Origin of the sequence: Asticcacaulis solisilvae (assembly GCF_052327315.1) — a bacterium.
GTDB classification, from domain to species: Bacteria; Pseudomonadota; Alphaproteobacteria; order Caulobacterales; family Caulobacteraceae; genus Asticcacaulis; species Asticcacaulis solisilvae_B.
On sequence record NZ_CP166197.1, the window covers coordinates 700,156 to 722,138 of the forward strand.

Annotated in this window: 18 protein-coding genes; 11 read left to right on the plus strand and 7 right to left on the minus strand. The window is 65.4% G+C overall.

Annotation, left to right across the window (positions count from 1 at the left end; all coding sequences use genetic code 11):
* Positions 1-630: 630 nt before the first annotated feature.
* Complete coding sequence (locus tag AB8717_RS21810) at positions 631-1,695, minus strand: DNA topoisomerase IB (RefSeq protein WP_443751144.1); 1,065 nt, start codon at positions 1,693-1,695, stop codon at positions 631-633.
* Between the two features lie 131 nt (positions 1,696-1,826).
* On the opposite strand from AB8717_RS21810, the gene AB8717_RS21815 reads away from it, so the two are divergent.
* The 5 genes from AB8717_RS21815 (at position 1,827) to AB8717_RS21835 (ending at position 7,797) form a co-directional block, all read left to right on the plus strand.
* The gene (locus AB8717_RS21815; RefSeq protein ID WP_443751145.1) at positions 1,827-2,228 is read left to right on the plus strand and encodes a BlaI/MecI/CopY family transcriptional regulator; all 402 of its coding nucleotides are present in this window, start codon (positions 1,827-1,829) and stop codon (positions 2,226-2,228) included.
* A 19-nt stretch (positions 2,229-2,247) separates the two neighbouring features.
* Positions 2,248-4,149: a M56 family metallopeptidase gene (locus AB8717_RS21820; RefSeq protein WP_443751146.1), complete on the plus strand. Its 1,902-nt coding sequence runs from the start codon at positions 2,248-2,250 to the stop codon at positions 4,147-4,149.
* A 189-nt stretch (positions 4,150-4,338) separates the two neighbouring features.
* A complete protein-coding gene (locus AB8717_RS21825) occupies positions 4,339-6,564 on the plus strand; it encodes a glycoside hydrolase family 3 C-terminal domain-containing protein (RefSeq protein ID WP_443751147.1) in 2,226 nt (741 codons plus the stop codon).
* 164 nt (positions 6,565-6,728) lie between these two features.
* Entirely contained in the window at positions 6,729-7,328 is a 600-nt protein-coding gene (wrbA, locus tag AB8717_RS21830; protein WP_443751148.1) for an NAD(P)H:quinone oxidoreductase, read from the plus strand.
* A gap of 79 nt (positions 7,329-7,407) precedes the next feature.
* The gene (locus AB8717_RS21835) at positions 7,408-7,797 is read left to right on the plus strand and encodes an OsmC family protein (protein ID WP_443751149.1); all 390 of its coding nucleotides are present in this window, start codon (positions 7,408-7,410) and stop codon (positions 7,795-7,797) included.
* On the opposite strand, the gene AB8717_RS21840 is transcribed toward AB8717_RS21835, so the two are convergent.
* The 6 genes from AB8717_RS21840 to AB8717_RS21865 form a co-directional block, all read right to left on the minus strand.
* Complete coding sequence (locus tag AB8717_RS21840; protein ID WP_443751150.1) at positions 7,794-8,171, minus strand: type II toxin-antitoxin system RelE/ParE family toxin; 378 nt, start codon at positions 8,169-8,171, stop codon at positions 7,794-7,796. The two genes, AB8717_RS21835 and AB8717_RS21840, sit on opposite strands and share 4 nt — an antisense overlap.
* Entirely contained in the window at positions 8,171-8,404 is a 234-nt protein-coding gene (locus AB8717_RS21845) for a ribbon-helix-helix domain-containing protein (RefSeq protein WP_443751151.1), read from the minus strand. The genes AB8717_RS21840 and AB8717_RS21845 overlap by 1 nt, the downstream gene beginning before the upstream one ends.
* Before the next feature lie 90 nt (positions 8,405-8,494).
* A complete protein-coding gene (locus AB8717_RS21850) occupies positions 8,495-8,719 on the minus strand; it encodes a GSU2403 family nucleotidyltransferase fold protein (RefSeq protein ID WP_443751430.1) in 225 nt (74 codons plus the stop codon).
* A 376-nt stretch (positions 8,720-9,095) separates the two neighbouring features.
* On the minus strand, positions 9,096-10,991 hold the full coding sequence (gene mdoH / locus AB8717_RS21855; RefSeq protein ID WP_443751152.1) for a glucans biosynthesis glucosyltransferase MdoH: 1,896 nt from the start codon (positions 10,989-10,991) through the stop codon (positions 9,096-9,098).
* The gene (locus AB8717_RS21860; RefSeq protein ID WP_443751153.1) at positions 10,979-12,502 is read right to left on the minus strand and encodes a glucan biosynthesis protein G; all 1,524 of its coding nucleotides are present in this window, start codon (positions 12,500-12,502) and stop codon (positions 10,979-10,981) included. Before AB8717_RS21860 ends, mdoH begins: the two co-directional genes overlap by 13 nt.
* A gap of 202 nt (positions 12,503-12,704) precedes the next feature.
* Complete coding sequence (locus AB8717_RS21865; RefSeq protein WP_443751154.1) at positions 12,705-13,661, minus strand: NUDIX domain-containing protein; 957 nt, start codon at positions 13,659-13,661, stop codon at positions 12,705-12,707.
* Positions 13,662-13,813: 152 nt separating this feature from the next.
* Between AB8717_RS21865 and AB8717_RS21870 the strand changes: the two genes are divergently transcribed.
* The 6 genes from AB8717_RS21870 (at position 13,814) to AB8717_RS21895 (ending at position 21,921) form a co-directional block, all read left to right on the plus strand.
* Positions 13,814-14,920, plus strand: a complete 1,107-nt coding sequence (locus AB8717_RS21870) for a carbohydrate porin (RefSeq protein ID WP_443751155.1) — start codon at positions 13,814-13,816, stop codon at positions 14,918-14,920.
* 84 nt (positions 14,921-15,004) lie between these two features.
* Positions 15,005-16,591, plus strand: a complete 1,587-nt coding sequence (locus AB8717_RS21875) for a sodium:solute symporter family transporter (RefSeq protein WP_443751156.1) — start codon at positions 15,005-15,007, stop codon at positions 16,589-16,591.
* A gap of 112 nt (positions 16,592-16,703) precedes the next feature.
* Positions 16,704-18,287: a tryptophan halogenase family protein gene (locus tag AB8717_RS21880; RefSeq protein ID WP_443751157.1), complete on the plus strand. Its 1,584-nt coding sequence runs from the start codon at positions 16,704-16,706 to the stop codon at positions 18,285-18,287.
* 109 nt (positions 18,288-18,396) lie between these two features.
* Complete coding sequence (locus AB8717_RS21885; protein WP_443751158.1) at positions 18,397-18,618, plus strand: AbrB/MazE/SpoVT family DNA-binding domain-containing protein; 222 nt, start codon at positions 18,397-18,399, stop codon at positions 18,616-18,618.
* 8 nt (positions 18,619-18,626) lie between these two features.
* Positions 18,627-19,013: a death-on-curing protein gene (locus AB8717_RS21890; RefSeq protein ID WP_443751159.1), complete on the plus strand. Its 387-nt coding sequence runs from the start codon at positions 18,627-18,629 to the stop codon at positions 19,011-19,013.
* A gap of 52 nt (positions 19,014-19,065) precedes the next feature.
* Complete coding sequence (locus AB8717_RS21895) at positions 19,066-21,921, plus strand: EAL domain-containing protein (protein WP_443751160.1); 2,856 nt, start codon at positions 19,066-19,068, stop codon at positions 21,919-21,921.
* The last annotated feature ends 62 nt before the right edge of the window (positions 21,922-21,983 follow it).

The following is a 21,983-nucleotide window of genomic DNA, read 5'->3' on the forward strand; positions in this document are numbered from 1 at the left end:
GACAAAAACCTCGTCGGTGACATAGGGACACCCAGTCTTCCGAGCCATTTGCTCAACCGCCTGACCGCGACCTTGCCGGCACGAACATCACTTAAAGCTCCGACGCTTGTTTGTGACCCCGTAGACAACCATAGCTAACGGCAAATGAGCAAATCAATTAGACAACAGGTTATCATCAAATACCAAAATAGCGTCAAGCTTTCGCCCCTTTACCTCCAGCTTAACACCCTGGTTTTTTGAGCCCCGCTTCTGCCTCGAAAGGACGCCGCGCCCGGGGCGTTTGATCCACACCCTTGCGCCGACCGGGCGACCGAGATATTCGCCTTCAGAACGCTGGCCCACAGTGCATTGTCATCAGGCGCGTCCCCCAGGAAGGCGGCAAAGCATCGATGCGATCCAGCCCCGGGACAACGATGACACGGCCTGAGTCTTTACCATCACCATGGGCGCCATAGCGCTCGACCATGACCAATCTCCGGCCCTGGTGACAGGCTTCGCCTTTACAGGGTTGAGCGACGTAGCGAAAGCCGCCATCAGACGGTCCTCATCCATGACACTGAACCGAAACGGGCGTGGAACAAATGCCTGGCCCCGTGTCTCCGCGCACTGATAACAGCGGGATAGCGGCGGCTAATCCTCCGCCAGCCTGCGCCTCAGCAGGGTCAGCACGCACGTTTCTTCGGGCTTGAGCCCTGCATCGTCCAGCGCGTCGCCGATCTCGCCGTCGATCTGGCGGACCAGGTCGCCGTCGAGATAGGCGTTGATCACTTCCGGATGGACATAGGACTTACGGCACACCGACGGCGTATTGCCCAGCCGCGCCGACACCCGCTCGATGGCCGCGACGACATTCTTCTTGGCCTGGGCTTCGCTGTCGACCTCGCGGTATTCGCTGAGCGCCATGGCCGCGAGCACCGTTCCCGTCCAGGTGCGGAAGTCCTTGGCGGTGAAGGCCTCGCCGGTGATGTCGCGCAGATAGGCATTGACGTCGCCCGAGGTCAGGTCCCGCACCTCGCCCGCCTCGTCTATATATTTGAACAGCTCCTGGCCCTCGATGTCGGCGCAGGCGCGCACCACCTTCGCGATGCGGCGGTCGCTGACCTTGAGGTTCCACTGCTTACCCGACTTGCCCTTGAAGCGGAAGCGGATGGTCGAACCTTCGACGCTGACATGCTCGTCGCGCAGGGTCGTCAGGCCATAGGAACCGTTATTGCGCGCGTATTCGTCGTTGCCGACGCGGATCAGCGTCTTTTCGAGCAGGGCCACCACCGTCGCCAGCACCTTTTCGCGGCTTAAGGACCGCTGCGCCATATGGCCGGCGATAACGGCGCGGATCTGCGGCAGGGCATCCCCGAAGGCCAGCATGTGGGTGAACTTGGTGGCGTCGCGGCAGGCGCGCCAGTCGGCATGATAGCGATACTGCTTGCGGCCCTTCGCATCGATACCGGTCGCCTGGATATGGCCGTTCGGATGGGGGCAGATCCACACATCCTTATAGGCCGGCGGAATGGCCAGCTTGCGGATACGCTGGATTTCGGCCTCGTCGCGGATGCGTTCGCCCCTTTTGTCGAAGAAAACGAAGCTTTTGCCGTAGCGGCGGCGCGTAAAGCCCGGCACGGCGTCACTGACATAGCGCAGGCCCGACGCCTTCGCCTGGGCCGCATAGTCGTGAAGATCGAAAGACATGGCGTTCATGACGATGACGCTAAGGCCGGAGCGAGGGCAAAAACGATGATAATCGCCGCCGCCCATCGTAAAAACCCGATGCAAATGCATCTACGAAGATTTTCGTTGACTTGTTACGAAGCCCTTCGTATCTTTGCGGCATGACACAGTCGCCGACACCCGAATTGCCGCTGAAAAAGCCGACCGAAGCCGAGCTGGAAATCCTGCGCGTACTGTGGTCGATCGGCCCCGCCACCGTGCGCGATATCCATGAGGTGCTGAGCGCCACGCGGACGACCGGCTACACCACCGTGCTCAAGACGCTGCAGATCATGACCGAAAAGGGCCTGACAGTGCGCGAAGAAGCCGGTAAGGCGCATATCTACAGCCCGGCCATGGCCGAGGCCGCCATGCAGACGCAGCTGCTCAAGGACCTGAGTGAGAAGCTGTTCGCCGGTTCACCGGCGCTTCTGGCCATGCACGCCCTGTCGTTGCAGCCGGCCAGCGACGATGAGCTGAAACAGATCCGGGCATTGATCGCCCGCAAGTCCAAGGACTCTTGATCCCAACCGGGAGGATGCAATGATGTCGTTCGAGGTTCCGTTCGAGGCGCTTGGCCTCACCCTTGTCCACTTCTGCTGGCAGGGCGCGGTCATTGCCGGCGCCGCACGCCTGGTCACCCTGGCGACGCCGGGTCTGAAGCCCGGCCCGCGCTATACCGTCCATCTGCTTGCCCTCATCGCCATGGCGGCGACCGCCGTCGCGACCTTCGGCTGGGAATGGGCCAGGCTGGCTGCCCACGACACAATGCCCGCCGACGTGCTGTCGGTGGCCCGCGTCAGCGCCGCCTCGGGGATTGCCTTCAAGGACGTGCTGCCGTGGCTCGACACGGTGTGGGCGCTGGGCGTCATCGCCCTGTCGGCGCGCATGATGGGCGGCCTGTTGCTGATCCACCGCCTGTCGGCCGAGGCCCAGGCCGTTCCCGCCGCGCTCGAAGCCCGCTTTGCCGCGGCCGCGCGCGCCCTCGGCCTGAAGAATGTCCGCCTGCGCATGCACGCCGGCATCGACGGTCCTTTTGTCGTCGGCATTGTCCGCTCGGTCGTCTATCTGCCGGTCTCGGCCATAGCCGCGCTCAGCCCGGACCAGCTCGACGCTGTCCTGGCGCATGAGCTGGAGCATATCCGCCGCGCCGACTTCGCGTGGAACCTGCTGCAAACCGCGATCGAAACCCTCTTCTTCTACCATCCGGCCGTGTGGTGGCTGGGCAAGACGCTCCGCGAGCAGCGCGAACTGGCCTGCGACGATGCCGCCGTCACCCTGTGCCGCGATCCGCTGACCTACGCCACGGCCCTGCTGACGCTGGAGGAACGCCGCCCGGCCCGTAAACTGTCCCCCAGCCTCGCCATGGCGCTGGGCGGCAAGGACGGCAGCCTGTTGTCCCGCGTCCGCCGCGTTCTCGGCGAAGGTCAACCGGGAAGCCGCTCACCGGCCCGACCGGCCCTCGTCGCCGCGCCGCTGGTCGTCGCCGTGCTGGCCGCCATGGCCGTGCCCGTCAGCCAGGTCGCCGCTCACAACACCGGAACGACCAAGAAGCAGTGCCGGATCAAGGCCACCGAAAATGCCGGCGGATCAAGCGTGGAAACCCGGACCCTGGCCACGGAGACGACCACCACAACCACCACAACCAGCGCCGACGCCGGCGAAAGCCCGGCCGCCGAGGCCACCGATGCCGATGTCGAGCCCAAGGACTTCTGGTCGGGCCTGGCGCCGAAGCCGACGAACCAGAACCGCATCGATGCGCTCCAGGCCAAGGCCGGCAAGATGGCCCAGGCCTGGAAGATCAAGGCCAAGGACTGGACGTTCGATTCCGACGACTGGAAGCACAATTCCGAAATCTGGGCGGATCAGGCCCGCGCCGCGGCCGAACAGGCCAAGGCCGCCATGAACTCGGACGAGGTGCGCCGCGCCCAGGCCGAGGGCCTGCGTGAAGGCGCCGAGCAGGCCCGCCTGCAAGCCCGGGCCATGGCCGACCAGACCTCCATGCAGGCCGAAGCCCTGCGCCGGGCGGCCGATAGCCTGGCCCGGCAGGCCGAGGCCATGAAGCCGCCGGAACCGCCCTCCGTGGCCGCCCCCGTGCCGCCGGTCCTTCCCGTCCCGCCGGTACAGTCGGCACCCCAGCCGCCTGCGCCACCCAAGGCCCCTGCCCCGCTGGCCAGCCTCAGCACCCCGGTTGTCTTCGCCGCCAAGGGTCTGGTCGTCGTCCCGCAAGGTACGATCCATGTCATCGAGCCCGTCGTCAAACAAAAGCCGATCGTGGTGGCGCTGAACAAACTGCCCGACGCACGCCCCATGGCGATACCGTCACCGGACGCGATGACCGATGTGGTCGTCCAGACCGACACGAAGAGCGTTGTCGTCAACACCGGCAGGATCAAGGTCAATCCGGACGTCAGGGTAAAGGTCGTTATCGACGGCCGGTCATAAAGTCGGAAAGGCGGTCTATCATAAGGCCGCCTTTTTCGACTCTGGGATGCAACCGATTACAATTGGCATTAATGAGGTCTTAACGCGCGTAGTGCACACCTTGCCGATACGGTTCGAATTGCCTAAACCAGGATACGGCCTTTCCGGCGCGCCGCGCCGAACTCAAAAATAAATCCAGGGAACCCCCGCATGACCCAGACCAAACGCCTCCTGCTGAGCGCCGCTGCCCTGTCGATGATAGCGCTGTCGCCGCTTGCGGCTTCCGCCCAAAGCGCACAAAGCCCCGACGAACGCGCCGACGCCGCCGTCAAGGCCATGACCCAGGCTGAAAAGCTGCAAATGGTCTTTGGCTACTTCTCGACCAACGCCACCTGGATGTCGGGCGGCACCAAGAACTTCATCTTCCCGAAGGACGGCCTGGCGGACTCGGCCGGCTACGTGCCCGGCATCGCGCGCCTCGGCATCCCGGCGCAGTGGGAAACCGACGCCGGCGTCGGCGTCGCCACGCAACGTTCGCCCACGCCGCGCCTGCGTACCGCCCTGCCCTCGGGCCTGGCCACCTCGGCGACCTGGAATCCGGAGTCGGCCTTCGCCGGCGGCGCCATGATCGGCAACGAAGCCAAACTGTCGGGCTTCAACGTGCAGCTGGCCGGCGGCATGGACCTGGTGCGCGAGCCGCGCAACGGCCGCAACTTCGAATACAGCGGTGAAGATCCCCTGCTGGCCGGCGTCATCACCGGCAACGAAATCAAGGGCATCCAGTCGAACCACATCGTGTCGACCATGAAGCACTACGCCTTCAACGCCCAGGAAACCAACCGCTTCACCATCGACGTCAAGATCAACGACAAGGCCGCGCGCGAGTCGGATTTGCTGGCCTTCCAGTTCGCCTACGAAATCGGCAAGCCGGCCTCGGTCATGTGCGCCTATAACCGCGTCAACGGCGCCTATTCCTGCGAAAACGACTGGCTGCTCAACCAGGTCCTGAAGACCGACTGGGGCTTCAAGGGCTATGTCATGTCGGACTGGGGCGCGACGCACTCGACGGTCGCCGCCGCCAATGCCGGCCTCGACCAGGAATCGGGTTGGGCCTTCGACAAATCGCCCTATTTCGCCGCCGCGCTGAACGAAGCCGTCAATAACGGCCACGTTTCCCAGGCGCGCCTCGACGACATGGCCAAACGCGTCGTCTGGGCGCTCTACGCCACCGGCGCCGTCGACGATCCCGTCAAGGGCGACCAGTCGGCGACCATCGACTGGGCCGGCCACGCCAAGACGACGCAGACCGATTCGGAAGAAAGTCTGGTCCTGCTGAAGAATACCGGCCTGCTGCCGCTGGCCAGGACCGCGAAGAAGATCGTCGTCATCGGCGGCCATGCCGATTTCGGTGTCCTGTCGGGCGGCGGTTCGTCGCAGGTCTATGCGGTCGGCGCCAAGCGCTTCGACAATGAAGGCCCCGACGGCTTCCCGGGCCCGCTGACCTATTACGCCTCGTCGCCGCTCAAGGGTATCCAGGCGCGCACGAAGGCCAATGTCGTCTACAACGACGGCAAGGATCCGAAGGCCGCCGCCAAGGCCGCCCAGGGCGCCGACGTCGTCATCGTCTTCGCCACGCAGTGGACCGGGGAATCGATCGACGCGCCGGACCTCAGCCTGCCGGACAACCAGGATGCCCTGATCAACGCCGTCGCCAAGGCCAACAAGAAGACGGTCGTCGTCCTCGAAACCGGCGGGCCCGTGCTCATGCCGTGGCTGGCCAATGTCGGCGCCGTCGTCGAAGCCTGGTATCCCGGCACGTCCGGCGGCGAAGCCATCGCGCGTGTCCTGACCGGCGAAGTCAATCCGTCGGGCCGCCTGCCTGTCACCTTCCCGGCTTCGCTCGACCAGACGCCGCGTCCGAAGCTCGACGGCGATCCCAAGCTGGACGACGATGCCCACCCGCACAGCGACTACGACATCGAAGGCGCGGCCATCGGTTACAAGTGGTTTGACAAGAAGGGCCTGAAGCCCCTCTTCCCGTTCGGCTATGGCCTCAGCTACTCGACCTTCGCCACCTCGGGCCTGTCGGCGTCGGCTGACGGCAAGGGCGCCCGTGTGTCGGTCACCGTCAAGAACACCGGCAAGACCGCCGGCAGCACGGTCACCCAGGTCTATGTCGCGCCCGCTTCGGATGCGGGCTGGGAAGCGCCCAAGCGCCTCGGCGCCTTTGCCAAGACGGCGCTCAATGCCGGCGAAAGCAAGACCCTGTCGCTCAGCGTCGATCCGCGCCTGCTGGCGACCTACGATTCCGCAAGCAAGACCTGGACCGTCAAGGGCGGCGACTACAAGGTGATGACCGGCAATTCGGCGACCGATATCACGGCGACGGCCACGGTCCATATCGACCCGCAGACCCTGAACGTCCAGGGCAAGTAAGCGGTTTTCCTTCCTTTTGCGCAAAGCCTCCGTTGCTTCGGCGACGGAGGCTTTTTGTTTGTCTCCGCATCGTATTTTTATACCGCCGGAACGATAAGGCAGGGCTTGACGAATTTGTATATGTAATTGTATCAGTTACTCTGATTCTGCCCACGGAGATGTCCATGACCAAGGTTCTCGTTCTTTATCATTCGGCCTACGGCCATATCGAAACCATGGCCCAGGCGGTGGCCGAAGGCGTGCGCGAAGCCGGCGCCGAAGCCGTCATCAAGCGCGTGCCCGAAACCGTACCGGAAGAGGTCGCCAAGGCATCGCACTTCAAGCTCGACCAGGCCGCCCCGGTCGCCACGATCAACGAACTGGCCGACTACGACGCGGTCATCGTCGGCGCAGGCACGCGCTTCGGCCGCATGAATTCGCAGATGGCATCCTTCCTCGACCAGGCCGGCGGCCTGTGGGCGCGCGGCGCGCTCAACGGCAAGGTCGGCGGCGCCTTCACCTCGACGGCGACCCAGCACGGCGGCCAGGAAACGACGCTGTTCTCGATCATCACCAACCTTTTGCACTTCGGCATGGTCATCGTCGGCCTCGACTACGGCCACGCCGGCCAGATGAAGCTCGACGAAGTGACGGGCGGCTCGCCGTACGGCGCGACCACGATCGCCGGCGGCGACGGTTCGCGCCAGCCGACCGAGAACGAGCTGACCGGCGCGCGCTACCAGGGCCGCAAGGTGGCCGAAACCGCGATCAAGCTGCACGGCTAAGTTTTATCACGGGCATCCCGGCCCCGTGATATGGATGGCGCGGGCGGCTTAAAGTCCGCTCCCGGAAAGGACTGAGATCATGGCCCGCGCCATCGCCCATATCGGCACCACCGACTTCAAGACGACGATCGAGGTCGCCGGCCGCACGGTCATCGCCGACGAACCGCCCGACAATGGCGGCCAGGATGCGGGCCTCGCGCCCTACGATCTTCTGCTGGCGTCGCTGTCGGCGTGCACGGCGATTACCCTGCGCATGTACGCCGAGCGCAAACAGTGGCCGCTCGAGGCCGCCGAGGTCTCTTTGCACTTCTATCGCGAGGACGGGGCCGAGATCATCGACCGCAAGGTCCGGTTTACCGGCCCGCTCGACGACGCCCAGGTCAAGCGCCTGCTGGATATCTGCGAACGTACGCCGGTGACCCTGACGCTGAAGAACGGGCTGATGATCAACACCCGTCTGGCGGACTAATCTCGTCCGGGCAGATTGCGCAGATCGAGCACTCGTAATTCATCAAGCCCGATTTGCGTGCGCGCCTGCAAGGCTTCGAGGCGCGCCGGCACGTCCATCCGCTCATGCAGAACGCCGACAATGACGACGTGAGCGTCGGTGACGAGGGTAAAAACCACATAGTGGTTGCGGACGCGATGAAGGCGAAGGTTCGCCGGTCCGGTCAATCGTGTTCTTTGAGGTACGGCTTGCGGCCGTTGCGCTATGAATTCGAAGCCCGCGCGAAGATCCTCAAGATAGGATCTGGCTCGGGCCACGCCCCATCGATCGGCACCCCATCGCGCGATTTCACGCAGATGGTGCGCCGCCTCCGTCGTAATAGAGTAGCGCGGCATCAGCCGATGTCGTCGATCAGCCGACCGAGGAAGTCATCTGCAACGAATTCGCCGCGCTCCGCCTGATCCAGGCCGCGCAGCATCGACTGCTCCACGGACAAACGCTGCATATCGCGCCGGATCAGATCGCGTACATATTCCGACGGCGTCGCATACAGCGCGCTGTCTCCGGCGCGGCTATCGACAAACCGGCGTAAATCGTCTGGCAGGCTGACATGAAGGCTCGCAGGCATGGCAATCTCCTTGTTGGGGATTATGCGCCAATGGCAATAAATGTCAAATATTGCGATATGACGGCCAAGCCGCCGATATCGCCAAGTTGATCATCGTAAAGCGTCGACATACTGCGGATAAAACTCCAGCGCTTTTGCCAGACGTTCCCGCCATCTCGGCCCCTGCGACACAGCATCCCTGTACGCCTGGCGCAGATCGTCGGTCTGCGCCGTGTCGTCGAAGCGATAGCGCAGTCCCAGTTCGCCCTCGAAGAACCTGAAAGCGTGCGTTCCGACGATGGTACCGCCAAGGCGGAACACACCGACATTCGCCATGGCGGACAACAGCGGCGTCCGGCCCCATGAACCCTTCGGCGCGCAGGATGCGGATAAGCCGCGCTCGCTCGGCGGCCCGCGCTTCGGCGCCGATTCGTAAGTCCCGGTGTCTTTCGATCCGCGCCCTAAGGGCGTCACTGTCTTCGCCGATGTAGGTTTTGCGGACCTCGGTGCCGACGCGGTAGCTGTCGTACCAATAGACCCTTTCCCCCCTCACGACACGTGTCGGCGTTCCGCGCAGATCGGAAACGCGGTCGTCCATCAGCAGCCGCAGCAGATCATGATAGGCCGCATGGGCAATGGACGAATGGCGTCGCAAAGTCATGTTCAACAAATTTCAATATCGTTGAACATAAGGGTAAAAGACCGCAATAGGTCAGGATTGTTGCAGCGCCTTCAACCGCTTCTTCACAGCGGCGGGGACCAGCCGTTTCAGCGACTGCATAAGCAACGGACGCGGTGCCGGCGGCAGGCGAACCGCGTATTCCTCGGGCGTGCGGAAAACCGTTCGCAGCTCGTCGGGCGTCTCCATGGCCGTCACCACCGCCAAAGGCGCCGATGCCAGCAAGCTGAGCGCCGTGATCGCGACCAGCGGCCTGACCTCGGGCGACATCCACGCCATGGCGGCGAACAACAGGCCGCCCAAGGCCATGTGCGGCAGGAAGCGGCGGGCGGCGTGACCGAGCGACAAGGCGTAAGCGGCGCGATTTTGCGTCTTCCAGCCGCTCTTGAACCCCAGCACCACCGACAGAACCATCAGGGTATGGCTGACCATGATCAGCGGCGTCATAAGCGTCGACATGGTCATTTCGGCGGCGATGCTTATGCCCGCCCCCCACCGTCCGCCGTAGGCGCGGTCGAGCCATTCGTCGCGCAGGGCCACGGCGCAGGCGACGAGGCGCGGCCCGACCAGGAAACCTATGGTCACGGCGAACATGGCCGCCATGACCAAGGCGTCGCAGTCGTCGATCGTCGCCCGCGTCGACGCCATCAGCGCGCCGGTAATCATCATGGCGCACCAGATCGGCGCGATCAGGTAGTTCAGGATCCCGCGCACCAGATGGAAGCGGTTGATCCAGTGCAGCCCCTTCGTGGGCACCACGGCGGCATGCTGCAGGTTGCCCTGGCACCAGCGGCGGTCGCGCGCCAGCATGTCTAGCACGGTCGGCGGGCATTCCTCGTATGATCCGTCAAGGCGCGGCGCCATGTGCACGGCCCATCCGGCGCGGCGCAAAAGCGCGGCCTCGACGAAATCGTGGCTCATGATCAGCCCGCCGAACGGCGCCGGGCCGTCAAGGTGCGGCAGGCCCGCAGCCTCGGCGAAGGCGCGCGTGCGAATGATGGCGTTGTGGCCCCAGAAATTGCTTTCGGCGCCTGACCACCACGCCATGCCGGCGGCGGCGGCCGGACCGTACAGCCGCGCGGCGAACTGTTCGCAGCGGGCGAACAGGCTCGACTGGCCGATCAGGCGCGGAATGGTCTGGATCAGGCCGACACCGGCGTGGCGCTCCATGGCGCCGGCCAGCCGCACCAGGGTATCGCCGCTCATCAGGCTGTCGGCGTCCAGCACCACCATGTGGTCGAACGCTGCGCCATGCTTTCGCACCCAGTCGGCGACATTGCCCGACTTGCGGTCGATGTTCTCGGGACGACGGCGATAATGGACCTCCGGGCCCGCCGCCGGCAGGGCCTGCAGCACGGCGCGCTCCAGGGCAGACGCCCCAAGGTCGCGCGTGTCGCTGAGCACGAAGATGTCGAAATGCGCCGCGCGCTGCGTGGCAATGAGCGACTGGCGCATGATGTCGATGCGCCGCGCGACGCCGACCGGGTCTTCGTTACACACCGGCACCAGCACGGCCGTGCGGCACGCCAGGTCGGGCAAAGGTCCGCGGCTGTAGAGATCGAGGTCGTCGCGCTCGCAGGCCAGCGCCCACAGGCCGACACAGTAGGAGACGAAGGCAAAAGCCATCCAGGTGAACAGAAAGCTGAACAGCACGAGGAACAAGGCTTCCAATGGCTGGAAGCCATGCCATTTCAGGGCGTCGAACATGATGAAGCTGCCGATGGCGCCAAGGCCTGCCGCAGACCCGAAGACGAAAAGCCGCCGCAGGCCCATGTCGGCCGGCGCGGTCGCCGGCGGCGGCGCAAGCCTGCCCTGCGACAGATCCTGGGCGGGCATGGCAAGCGGCGCCGGCGCGGCTTCGGGCAGGTGCCCCATGGCGCCGCCGGCGGAAACGGTCGAACGTAAAAGAAGGAGTTTCAGGCCGTCCATCGGTATGTCCATGTTTCGGCAATGAGGCCATTGGGGAGGCTGTCAGGCCCCGTGATATCGAGGGTGATGTCGGCCGCCGTGGCGGCCGGCGGGATGAAGCGGAAGGCGGCGCGGATACGCCTGTCGTCGAGTGCGGTGAACCGGACCGGACCGGCCTCGCCCGCGCTGACGCGAACGGCGGCCGTGAAACGCCCGGCGTCGGGGGCGGCATCGCCCTCGTAGTCGATCACGAACAGCCGGCCGTCGCCTTCGGGCGCGCGGCCGCTGTGGGTCCGGGCGACACGCAGCTTCGGCTGTGCGCCCTGCCCTTCGCCGGGCTGTCCCCACAGGAGACTATAATCAAAGGCATGCATCCGCCCGGCGTCGAGCGGCGCCTTCGGCCGCCAGAAGGCGACGATATTGTCGGCGGCCTCGGTATTGGACGGCAGTTCGAACAGATGGACGTGGCCCGGCCCCCATTCGCCCGACGGCTCGACCAAGGCTGAGGGCCGCAGGTCGTAGCGCGCCTCGGTATCCTCATAGGCGTCGAAGCGCGTCTCGCGCTGCATCAGGCCGAAGGCGTGCACGCCCGGATCGGCAAAGGCGCTTTCCTGGACGGTCATGGGGTTGCGCAGGGGCCGCCAGATCGCCTGGCCGACGCCGGTCGTCATCCGCAGGCCGTCGGAATCGTGGACGGCCGGACGGAAATCGTCGAAGCGCGCCCGCGTATCCGGTCCGTAGAGATACATGCTGGTCAGCGGCGCGATGCCGACACGATCGAGCGTGACGCGCGGAAACAACCGGCACGCCACGTCGAACCGCGTCACGGCGCCCGGCGTAATGTGGAATTCGTAGGCGCCTGTGACGCTGTGGCTGTCGAGCAGGCCGTAGACCGTAATCGTTTCGTCCTGGGGCTGCGGGCGGACGATCCACCAGGCGCGGAACACCGGAAACTCCTCGCCGGCCGGACTGCCCGTGCCGATCGCCAGGCCGCGCGCCGACAGGCCGTAACGCTGATGCGCCCCCAGCGAGCGGAAATAGCTGGCGCCGAGGAAGGCCGCGATCTCGTCCATGCCGGGCGTGCCCGGCGCCTCCAGCCGGAAGCCGGCAAAGCCGATGTCGGGCGGCAGGGCGTCCTTCAGCGGCGGATCGTACTGGAAGAAATCGGGCGAATAGAGGATGGGCTCGGGCTTGCCGTCACGGACTTCGTAGAGTTCGACCTTCTGCGTGAACAGGTTGCCGCGATGGAAGACCTCGGCGCGGAACTTCAGGCCGTCATGCGCCCAAAGCGCACGGTCGTGGCGGAACTGGATGCGGCGATAGCCGTCATAGTCGAGCGCCTTGAGACCGGGCGGCAGATCCTGCGGCGGCGGGATGAAGAGGCGATCGGACAGGCGGCGCGCCATCGCCGATACGTCGGACAGCCCAAAACCCCGCGCGGCGGACCGTGCGGGGGCCGACGCCACCGGCGTCGCGGCGGCAAGATACAGGAGCCCCCCACCTGCAAGAAGCTGTCTGCGATCTATGGTCATTTTCGTCCCGGATCGGATATCCGTCCCTGGGCACGGGCGCGCATATCCCGCAGTAAAACCTTACTGCACCGCAAACCGATGTCGGCCAACTGTGTCGGTTATGTGGCAGAAAACGGGGCTTTTTTGTGCAACGCGAAATTCCTGAAACATAACAGCGGTACGGCCGGACACAGATACGTTATTATCCCTTTCGGCACTGCGGTCAGGACAGGACATCCAGCCCCAGGAAGCGCACGATAATGTCGGGATGATCCTCGAAAAGTTGACCGGACAGGGTGCGCAAGGCGCTGACGGGCCACCACCGCGCCTCGGCGGCATCGTCGTCGCCGGCTACATCGGGCAGTGATCCGCCCTCGACGACGAAATAGAAGCCATGTGTCACGATGCGGGCGCGCGACGACCGGTCCGGTGCGTCGAAAACCTCACGGCCCTTCAGGGCGGCCCGCGCCTCGGCGTCGCTGAGCGTCAGGCCGGTTTCCTCGCGCAGTTCGCGGAAGGCGGCGTCGACCAGCCATTCGTCCGGATCGACGAAGCCGCCGGGCACGGCCCAGGTGCCCTTGCCCGGCACGCCGCCGCGCCGGATGAGCAAAAGGTGCGGCTCGCCCCCGTCGGGTACATGGACAATGGCCATGTCGACCGTGACCAGCACCGGCGGATAGGGCGCCACCGACCACGACTTACGATAGGCCTGGACGTAACGATATTCCTCGGCAAGGTCGGCAAAGGCCTCCGTGGCCGAAAAGGCCCGGATCGCCGCCATTACCGGGTCGGGCACCTGTCCCTTAAAGGCGTCCACGCCGCGTTCGAACAGCGCGACGACCAATTCGGGGGCGTCCGGCAGGTCGGGTAGACGCTCGATCGTTTTCCCCGCGCCCGCAATCGCAGCGGCTTCCGCGGCGGAACGCGCCTCCCGGTCATAACGCCAGTCGGGTACAGCGCGAAAGGTCACCCTATCCCCGAAACCGGCCAAAGCCGCCTGCGCCATCTCCATCCGCTGGGCAACATTCCACGGCATGCGGCACGACGGCGCCTGCTCAGCCGCCGAAACCAACACCACCACACGGTCTGCCCGCGTCAGTGCATCCTCAATGATTGCAAGGGCGGCCAGCGTCAGGGGCGCAAAACGGCCGCGGATAACGGCAAGACGTTGAATGGTCATGGAGTCCTCGGGGTGAATCTTTTAGTCTCCGGCGATTCTTGTCGGGCGGCAATTATCGGGGGATCACACACCGTCACCGGACATTCAACCCCCGGTCACGAGAAATTAGGGTTGTACGTGTAGGCTTTACCCATCTGTCCGGGTTCAAAGTCATGCGCGTACCGTTCCTCTGCTGCCTCACCTCCGCCCTCGTCCTGCTGCCCGCCGCGGCTCTGGCCGATGATAATGCAGGCCTCCACACGGCCGGCGCCTGGACCACCGACGCCGTCTCCGACGTATCCGGCGGGCTGCGCCGGGGGGGCCTTGTCATGCACAATCTCGACCTCACCGCCGATTGGCAGGCCAACGGCTGGTCGGCCCACGGTTATGTCCTCGGCAATTTCAACGGCGGCTTCTCGGACCGCTATGTCGGCGACGCCCAGACCGTCTCCAATATCGATACCACGCCCGCCGTCCGCCTGTTCGAGGCCTGGGTGCGCCGCACCTCGACCGACGGCAACACCATGGCGACCTTCGGCCTGATCAATCTCAACGCCATTTTCGACGTCCAGGACGTGGCCTGCCTGTTCCACAACAGCTCGCACGGCATCGGCCCCGACTACAGCCAGTCCGGCCCATCGATCTTCCCGATTTCGGCGCTGGGTTTCGTCGCCGAACACCAGATGGGACCGTTGCACCTGCGCGCCGGCCTGTTCGACGGCGTGCCCGGCGACGCCAATGACGACCGCCGCTTCGTCTATGTCCGGGTTGCCGGGGACGAAGGCGCACACATCGTCGCCGAAGCGCAATACGACTTCAAGGGCGGCCGCCTGAAGCTCGGCCATTGGGCCGATACGGCCGCGCAAGCCCGCCTCGACGGCACCGGCAACGGCCATCGTTCCGGCACCTACGCCCAGGGCCAGTTCACGATCGACGACGCGACGCATGCCTGGCTGCGCGCCGGCGTCACCGACGATTCCACCCTGCCCTTGTCGGCCTATGCCGGCGGCGGCGTGGTGCGCTCGGCCCCCTTCGGCCGCAACGACGACAGCATCGGTCTGGCCGTGGCCCACGCCCGCTTCGGCGGTCCCTACCGCACCGCGCAAGGGTCGGGTGTCGGCGACGAGACGACCTGGGAAGTGACCTACCATTATGCCGTCCGCAAGGGCCTGAGCCTTGAGCCGGACCTGCAATACGTGAAGACTCCGGGCGGCGATCTGTCGGTCCCCGACGCGGTCGTGGTCGGCGTAAGGGTCCGCCTCGACCTGTTCGGGTCATAATCCCGCTTCCCAAATCGCCGGTTTGTGCTCTACTTGGCCAAAAAAGCACCAAGTAAACGATAAGCTCCCAGGAAACCGGCCCATATGTTTCAGGCGTCACGCCTAAGCCTGCTCGACCTCGGCGTCATTCTCGCCTATTTCGCGGGCCTCGCAATTGCCGGCTGGCTCGACAAACGCAGGGTCCTGAAGGCGCGCGACCATTTCCTGGGCGGCAATTCCGCCTCATGGCCCCGCGTCGGCCTGTCGCTCTACGCCACCACCATCTCGGCCATCACGCTCGTCGGCGTCACGGGCTCGGCCTATGCGCACGGCATATCGGTCTTCAACTACGAATGGCCGGCAGCCATCCTGCTGATCGTCTTCTGTGCCTGCGTCCTGCCGACCTATATCCGCAGCCAGGTCTATACGGTCCCCGAATTCCTCGAGCTGCGCTACGGCCGCTTCGTGCGCACCTATGTTTCGGGGCTCAGCATCGTGCTGGGCGTCATGCTCGATGCCTCGGGCGCCCTGTTCGCCGGCGGCGTGCTGTTCCAGATCCTGTTCCCCGCCTGGCCCCTGTGGCAGGTGTGCGTGCTGCTGGCGCTGCTGGCCGGCGCCTTCCTGATCCTCGGCGGCCTGCGCGCCATCCTGACCATCGAAGGCATCCAGGGCGTCATCATGGTCACCGCCTGCGCCTGCCTGGCCTGGTTCACCTACCACGCCGCCGGCGGCTGGCAGCACGCCCTGGCCCAGGTTCCGCCGTCCCACCTCAAGCTGGTCCTGCCGGCCTCGGATCCCATCATGCCGTGGACGGGGCTGATAACCGGCGTGCCGCTGATCGGGTTCTATTTCTGGTGCACCAACCAGACCATGGTCCAGCGCGTCCTGGCCGCCCGGTCGCTCGACGAAGGGCGCCTGGGCTCCCTGCTCGGCGGTGCGCTGAAACTGACCAGCCTGTTCCTGGTCATCCTGCCGGGCGCGGCCGCCATCACCCTTTTCCCGCACCTCGACCAGCCCGACGAGGTCTTTTCGCACATCGTCTTCGACATCCTGCCGCACGGGCTGATCGGCCTGATCATCGCCGCCTGCCTGGTGTCGCTGCTGGCGGGGCTGGCGGGCATCTACAACGCCACCTCGACCCTGCTCACCATGGACTTCATCCGCCGCCTGTGGCCGAACCTCGACGACATGCAACTGGTCCATGTCGGCAAGTGGATGGCGGCCCTGCTGATGGCCGTGTCGGTGATGTGGGCGCCGCAGATCGTCCATTTCCCGGGCCTGTGGCAGTACTTGCAGGCGCTGCTGTGCTACTTCGTGCCGCCGATCGCCGCTGTCTTCCTGGGGGGGCTGTTCGTCCGCCGCGTCAATGCCCGCGGCGCCGCCTGGGCCTTGTGCGCCGGCACCACCGCCAGTATCGTCCTCTTCGTCGGCATCGCGGCCCTTCACGCCATTCCGCTGCACTTCCTGGTCGCCGCCATCGTCATCTTCGCCGTGTCGCTGACGGCCCTGGTCGCCGGCAGCCTGACGACGGCCGCGCCCGATCCCGGCAAGATCGCGCCCCTGATGTTTTCCCGCGCCGTGTGGGACGCGGAGACAGAGCACCTCAAGACCGTGCCCTGGTACCGCAACTACCGCTACCTGTCGGTCGGCCTGTTCGCCGTCACGGTCGCCATCGTCATTCGCTTCGCGTGATAAGATTGGCGCGCTTGCCAACGCGATCGGTCGCCGTTGGAATAACGTGCCGTTGCGGTTGCCGCGCCCTTACCCGCCGTGTTAGCGTCGCGCGCACTATGACAGGCCAGCCATGACCACACCCCGGAACATCCTGATCGTCGGCGGCGGCACCGCCGGATGGCTCACGGCCTGCTACCTGGCGCGGTCCCTGGGCGGCAACACCCCGGCGCGCGGCGCGACGCCGCACATCACCGTCGTCGAAAGCCCCGACATCGGCATCATCGGCGTCGGCGAAGGCACCTTCCCGACCATCCGCACCACGCTGCAGACGCTCGGTATCGACGAAGCGACCTTCCTGCGCGAAACGACGGCCACGTACAAGCAGGGCATCAAGTTCGTCGACTGGCTGGACACACCCGAAGGCGGCCGTCACAACCACTATCTCCACCCCTTCGAAGCCCCCTACTGGACCGAGGAACTGAGCCTCGTCCCCTACTGGCTGCTGCAAGACAGGACGACGCGTCAGCCTTTCGCCGAGGCCGTCGCCTTCCAGCCACGCGTCGCCGGCGCCGACCGCGCGCCCAAGCGCCCGTACGAAGGCAATTTCGCCGGCCCTCTCAACTTCGCCTACCATTTCGACGCGGTGAAGTTCGCCCAGCTGCTGGAAAAGCGCGGCGTAGAGCTGGGCGTCACCCACCTGGTCGGCACGATTTCCGATGTACGGCTCGACGATACCGGCGCCATTGCGTGCCTGGTCTCACCCGAGCACGGAACACTTCAGGCCGACCTCTATGTCGACTGCACCGGCTTTCGCGCCGAACTGATCGGCAAGGCGCTGAAACAGCCGCAGAAGGACGTCCTGCCCGTACTGTTCACCGACCGCGCCATCACCTGCAACGTCCCCTACCCCGCCCCTCGCAGCCCCATCCATTCCTACACGGTCTCGACCGCGCATGAAGCCGGCTGGACCTGGGACATCGGCCTGGCCGAGCGCCGCGGCATCGGCTACGTCTACTCGTCCGCCCACAGCAGCGACGACCGCGCCGAAGCCGTCATGCGCGCCCATGCCGGTCCCGAGGCGCAGGACGTCTCGACGCGCATCATCCGCTTCGAGCCCGGCTACCGCGAGCACCAGTGGGTGAAGAACTGCGTCGCCGTCGGCCTGTCGGCGGGCTTCTTCGAACCGCTGGAAGCCACGGGCATCGTGATGATCGAGGTGGCGGCCGGCCTGATCGCCGACTTCTTCCCGCACGCCGGTCCGGTCGACGCATCGGCCACCCTGTTCAACGACCTGATGCGCCAGCGCTGCGAGAAGATCGTCAACTTCCTCAAGCTGCATTACTGCCTGACGCGGCGGACCGAGCCCTTCTGGCGCGACAATACGGCGGCGGAGACCATTCCGGCCGAACTCCAGGACATGCTCAGGCGCTGGAAACACCGGCCGCCGTCGCGCTTCGACTTTCTCACCGATGTCGAGACCTTCGCCTTCTTCAACTACCAGTACATCCTGTACGGCATGGGCTTCGAGACCGATCTCGACGCCGCGCGCGGCACCTATGCGCACACCCAGGCCGCCGAGAAGCTTTTTGAGAAGATTCGCGGATTTGGCGAACACGCGGTGAAGGACCTGCCGACGCACCGCGACCTGATCGAACAGGTCTATGCGCAAGGTTTTACCGCCGCGCAGCCGCTGAAAAATGCGCGCCGGGCGTAGGGACGCCCGTGCTACGGCACGCGTCCGTTGACGTTTTCTTCATTTCGGTCTTACATCTGTATTACATCTTGGCGCCGAAAGCGGCGTGAAGGTCAGGCAGGGGAAAAGCATGGAACTGAAGGTCACCAAGATCGGCAATTCGCTCGGCGTCATCCTGCCGCGCGACCTCCTCATCCGCATGCGGCTCGACAAGGGCGACAGCGTGTTCATCACCGAAACGCCGGACGGCTTCAAACTGTCGGCTTATGACGAACAGTTCGCCGGGCAGATGGAGACGGCGCGCACCCTGATGCGCAAACGCCGCAACGTCCTTAAAGAACTCGCAAAGTAGGGGTCTGCATGGCCTATACCCTGCTCCACGAAGAGACCATTCCGGCCATCCAGGCCGAACTGGCGGCGCAATACGGCGGCGAAACCGGCACGCGTGAACTGAGCATGCTGCGGATGCTGATCGCCCGCGCCGAGGTCCTGAGCGAAAGCCATTCGACCGACCTGGCCAGCCTGGCCGCCATCTACGGCTATGGGCTGGCGCACGACCAGCTGTTCCAAAGCCAGAACCTGCCGACGGCGCTTCTGGCCATCGAGCTGTTCCTGGGCCTCAATGGTCACAGGCTGGTCGCCGACGATACGACCTGCTTCCTGGGTCTTACCGTCGTCGCCGACGGCGAGTTGAGCGCTGAGGCCTTTGCCAGCTGGATCCGTACCCATATCGCGCCGGCCGGATAACTTTACGGTAAAATAATACATTTAGTCAGGCAATTAACGGCATAACAAGCATATGCCGATAGGGTGGGCGTACGTCGCCGGCCTGCTCGCCACGCGCGACGGCCCAGAACGGATCCGCCCTGTAATGAACCGCGTCTTTTTCTGCCTTATCGATCACCACGACTGGCTCCTGGTCGGCCTTGCCGCCCTGATCTGCCTGCTGACGTCCAGCGTCACCGTGGTGGCGCTCAACAGAGCGCGGACCTTCACCGGCGTGCGGCGCCTGCGCTGGGTCGCGGCGGCGGGCGCTGTCGGCGGTTTCGGAATCTTCGCCACCCACTTCATCGCCATGCTGGCCTATCACGCCGGCGTCCCCATGACGTTCGACCTGAAGCTGACCGTCCTGTCGCTGGTCTGCGCCATGGGCCTGACCGGCGCCGGCGCCGAAATCGCCACCTCGCGCAGCTTCCGCTTCTCGGCCGCGACCGGCGGCGCGGTTATCGGCGCCGGCATCGGCGTCATGCACTATCTCGGCATGATGGCGGTCGACGTGCCGGGTGAAATCCGCTGGGCGTGGGACTTGGTCGTCTTTTCCGTCCTCGCCGGCCTCGCCTTCGGCGCCGCCGCCATGACCGTCTTCCAGCGCAAGGCGCGCTGGGCCCAGCCCGCCGCGGCGGGCCTGCTGCTGCTGGCCATCGTCTCACACCATTTCACCGCCATGGGCGCGGTCACGGTCATCGCCGATCCTCTTCACCACACGACCGGCATCCATATTTCGCCGGCTTCCATGTCGGTCATCCTGGCCATCGCCTCGATTGCGACGCTGGGCCTGTGCGCCCTCGCCGAACGCTGGGGCTCGCGGCTCGACGCCGTCAAGGCCAACGGCGACAAGCGTTTCCGCGTCCTGCTCGACAACGTCACCGACTACGCCATCATCCTGCTCGACGCCGACGGCGTCGTCACCGACTGGTCGGGGGGCGCCGCCCGCATCAAGGGCTATACCGCCGCCGAAATGATCGGCCAGCGCCTGGCCGATCCCGTCCTGATGGGTGAGGCCGAAGCCCGCCGCCACGCCGAATGGGTGGAAAAGGCGCGGATGGAAGACCGCGTGGAGACCGAATTCCAGGGCCGCCGCAAGGGCGGCGCAGCCTTCTGGGGCCACGTCGTCGTAACCCCGGTGCGCGATGCCGAAGGCGGCCTCATGGGCTTCGCCTATGTCATGCGCGACATCACGGCGCAGAAGGCCGACAAGGAGCGCATGCTCGACATGTCGCGCAATCTCGACGCCGCCCTCAGCCACATGTCGCAGGGCCTGTGTCTGTTCGACCGCAACGGCAAGCTGATCCTGGCCAATGGGCGCTTCAGCGAAATCTACCGGCTGGACACGGACGTCGTCGTGCCGGGCATCAGCTTCCACGACCTTTTGATCGCCGTCATGACGCTGAAGACGGGCGCGCGCCCGGCCGAGGACGTCATCGATACCCACGCCGCGCGCCATCGCGCGCTGCTGGCCCAGCCGGGCGGCGGCAGCATGATCTCGGAATATTTCACCAACCGCTTCATGGCGATCACGCACCGTCCCATGCCCGACGGCGGCTGGGTGTCGACCTTCGACGACGTTACCGAGCAACGCCAGACCGAGCAGCGCATTGCCCACATGGCCCGGCACGACGGCCTGACCGGCCTGCCCAACCGCTTGCATTTCAACGAATATCTCGACCAGGATCTCAGCTGGGCGTCGCGCCACGGCGAAGAGGTCGCGGTGGTCGTGGTCGACCTCGACGGCTTCAAGGACCTGAACGAGCAACGCGGCCACGCCGCCGGCGACCGGATACTGAAAATCCTGGGTGAACGCCTGGCGGCCCTGACCGCCGGCGACGGCCGTTTCGTCGCGCGCCTGGGCGGGGACGAATTCGCCGCCGTCAAGCGCTTCGAGGACGCCGAGGCGGTCGAGGACTGCGTGCGCAAGTTCTACGATTGCATCTGCGCGCCCATCGATATCGACGGGGAAGACGTGCGGCTGGAAGCGTCATTGGGCGTCGCCATGTTCCCGCGCGACGGCGCGACGCGCGAAGCTCTGATCAACAATGCCGACCTGGCGCTCGGCCGGGCCAAGGCTTCGGTCCAGGGGGACAAGGTCTGCTTCTACGAGGCCGAGATGGATGAGGCCGCGCGCGACCGCCGCGCCTTGGCCAAAGACCTGATGTCGGCCCTGGAAAACGACGAATTCCGCGTCTTCTACCAGGTGCAGAAGTCGGTGAAGACCGGCGGCATCACCGGCTATGAAGCCCTGATCCGCTGGAAGCACCCCGTGCGCGGCTTTGTGTCGCCCCTCGACTTCATCGGCGTCGCCGAGGAAAGCGGCGCCATCGTCGAGATCGGCGCCTGGGTGCTGAAGACCGCCGTGCGCGAAGCCGCCCGCTGGACCAATGGCGCGCGCATCGCCGTCAACCTTTCGCCGGTGCAGCTGAAAGACGTCGACCTGATCGACACGGTGCGCGAGATCCTGGCCGAAACAGGCCTGTCGCCCAGCCGCCTCGAGCTTGAAATCACCGAGTCGACCATTATCGAGGACCGCCTGACGGCGCTGCACATCCTGCGCCAGATCAAGGCCCTGGGCGTCACCATCGCCATCGATGATTTCGGCACGGGCTATGCCTCGCTCGACACGCTCAACGCCTTCCCGTTCGACAAGATCAAGATCGACCGCACCTTCCTGATGGAGGCCGACCGCACGCCGCAGGCGCGCGCCATCGTCCGCGCCATCCTGGCGCTCGGCAAGTCGCTGGAAATCCCGGTCCTGGCCGAGGGTGTCGAGACCGAGGCCCAGCTGAACCTGCTGCGCGAGGAAGGCTGCGACGAAGCGCAGGGCTACCTGCTCGGCCGCCCTGCCGAGGAAATCGCCGCAGAGGTCCGCAAGGCGTCGTAACGCACCGGCTCTCGTCCCTACCCTCGTATCCCCTTTCCGTCTGGGTCGGCCTCGGCGGCAGC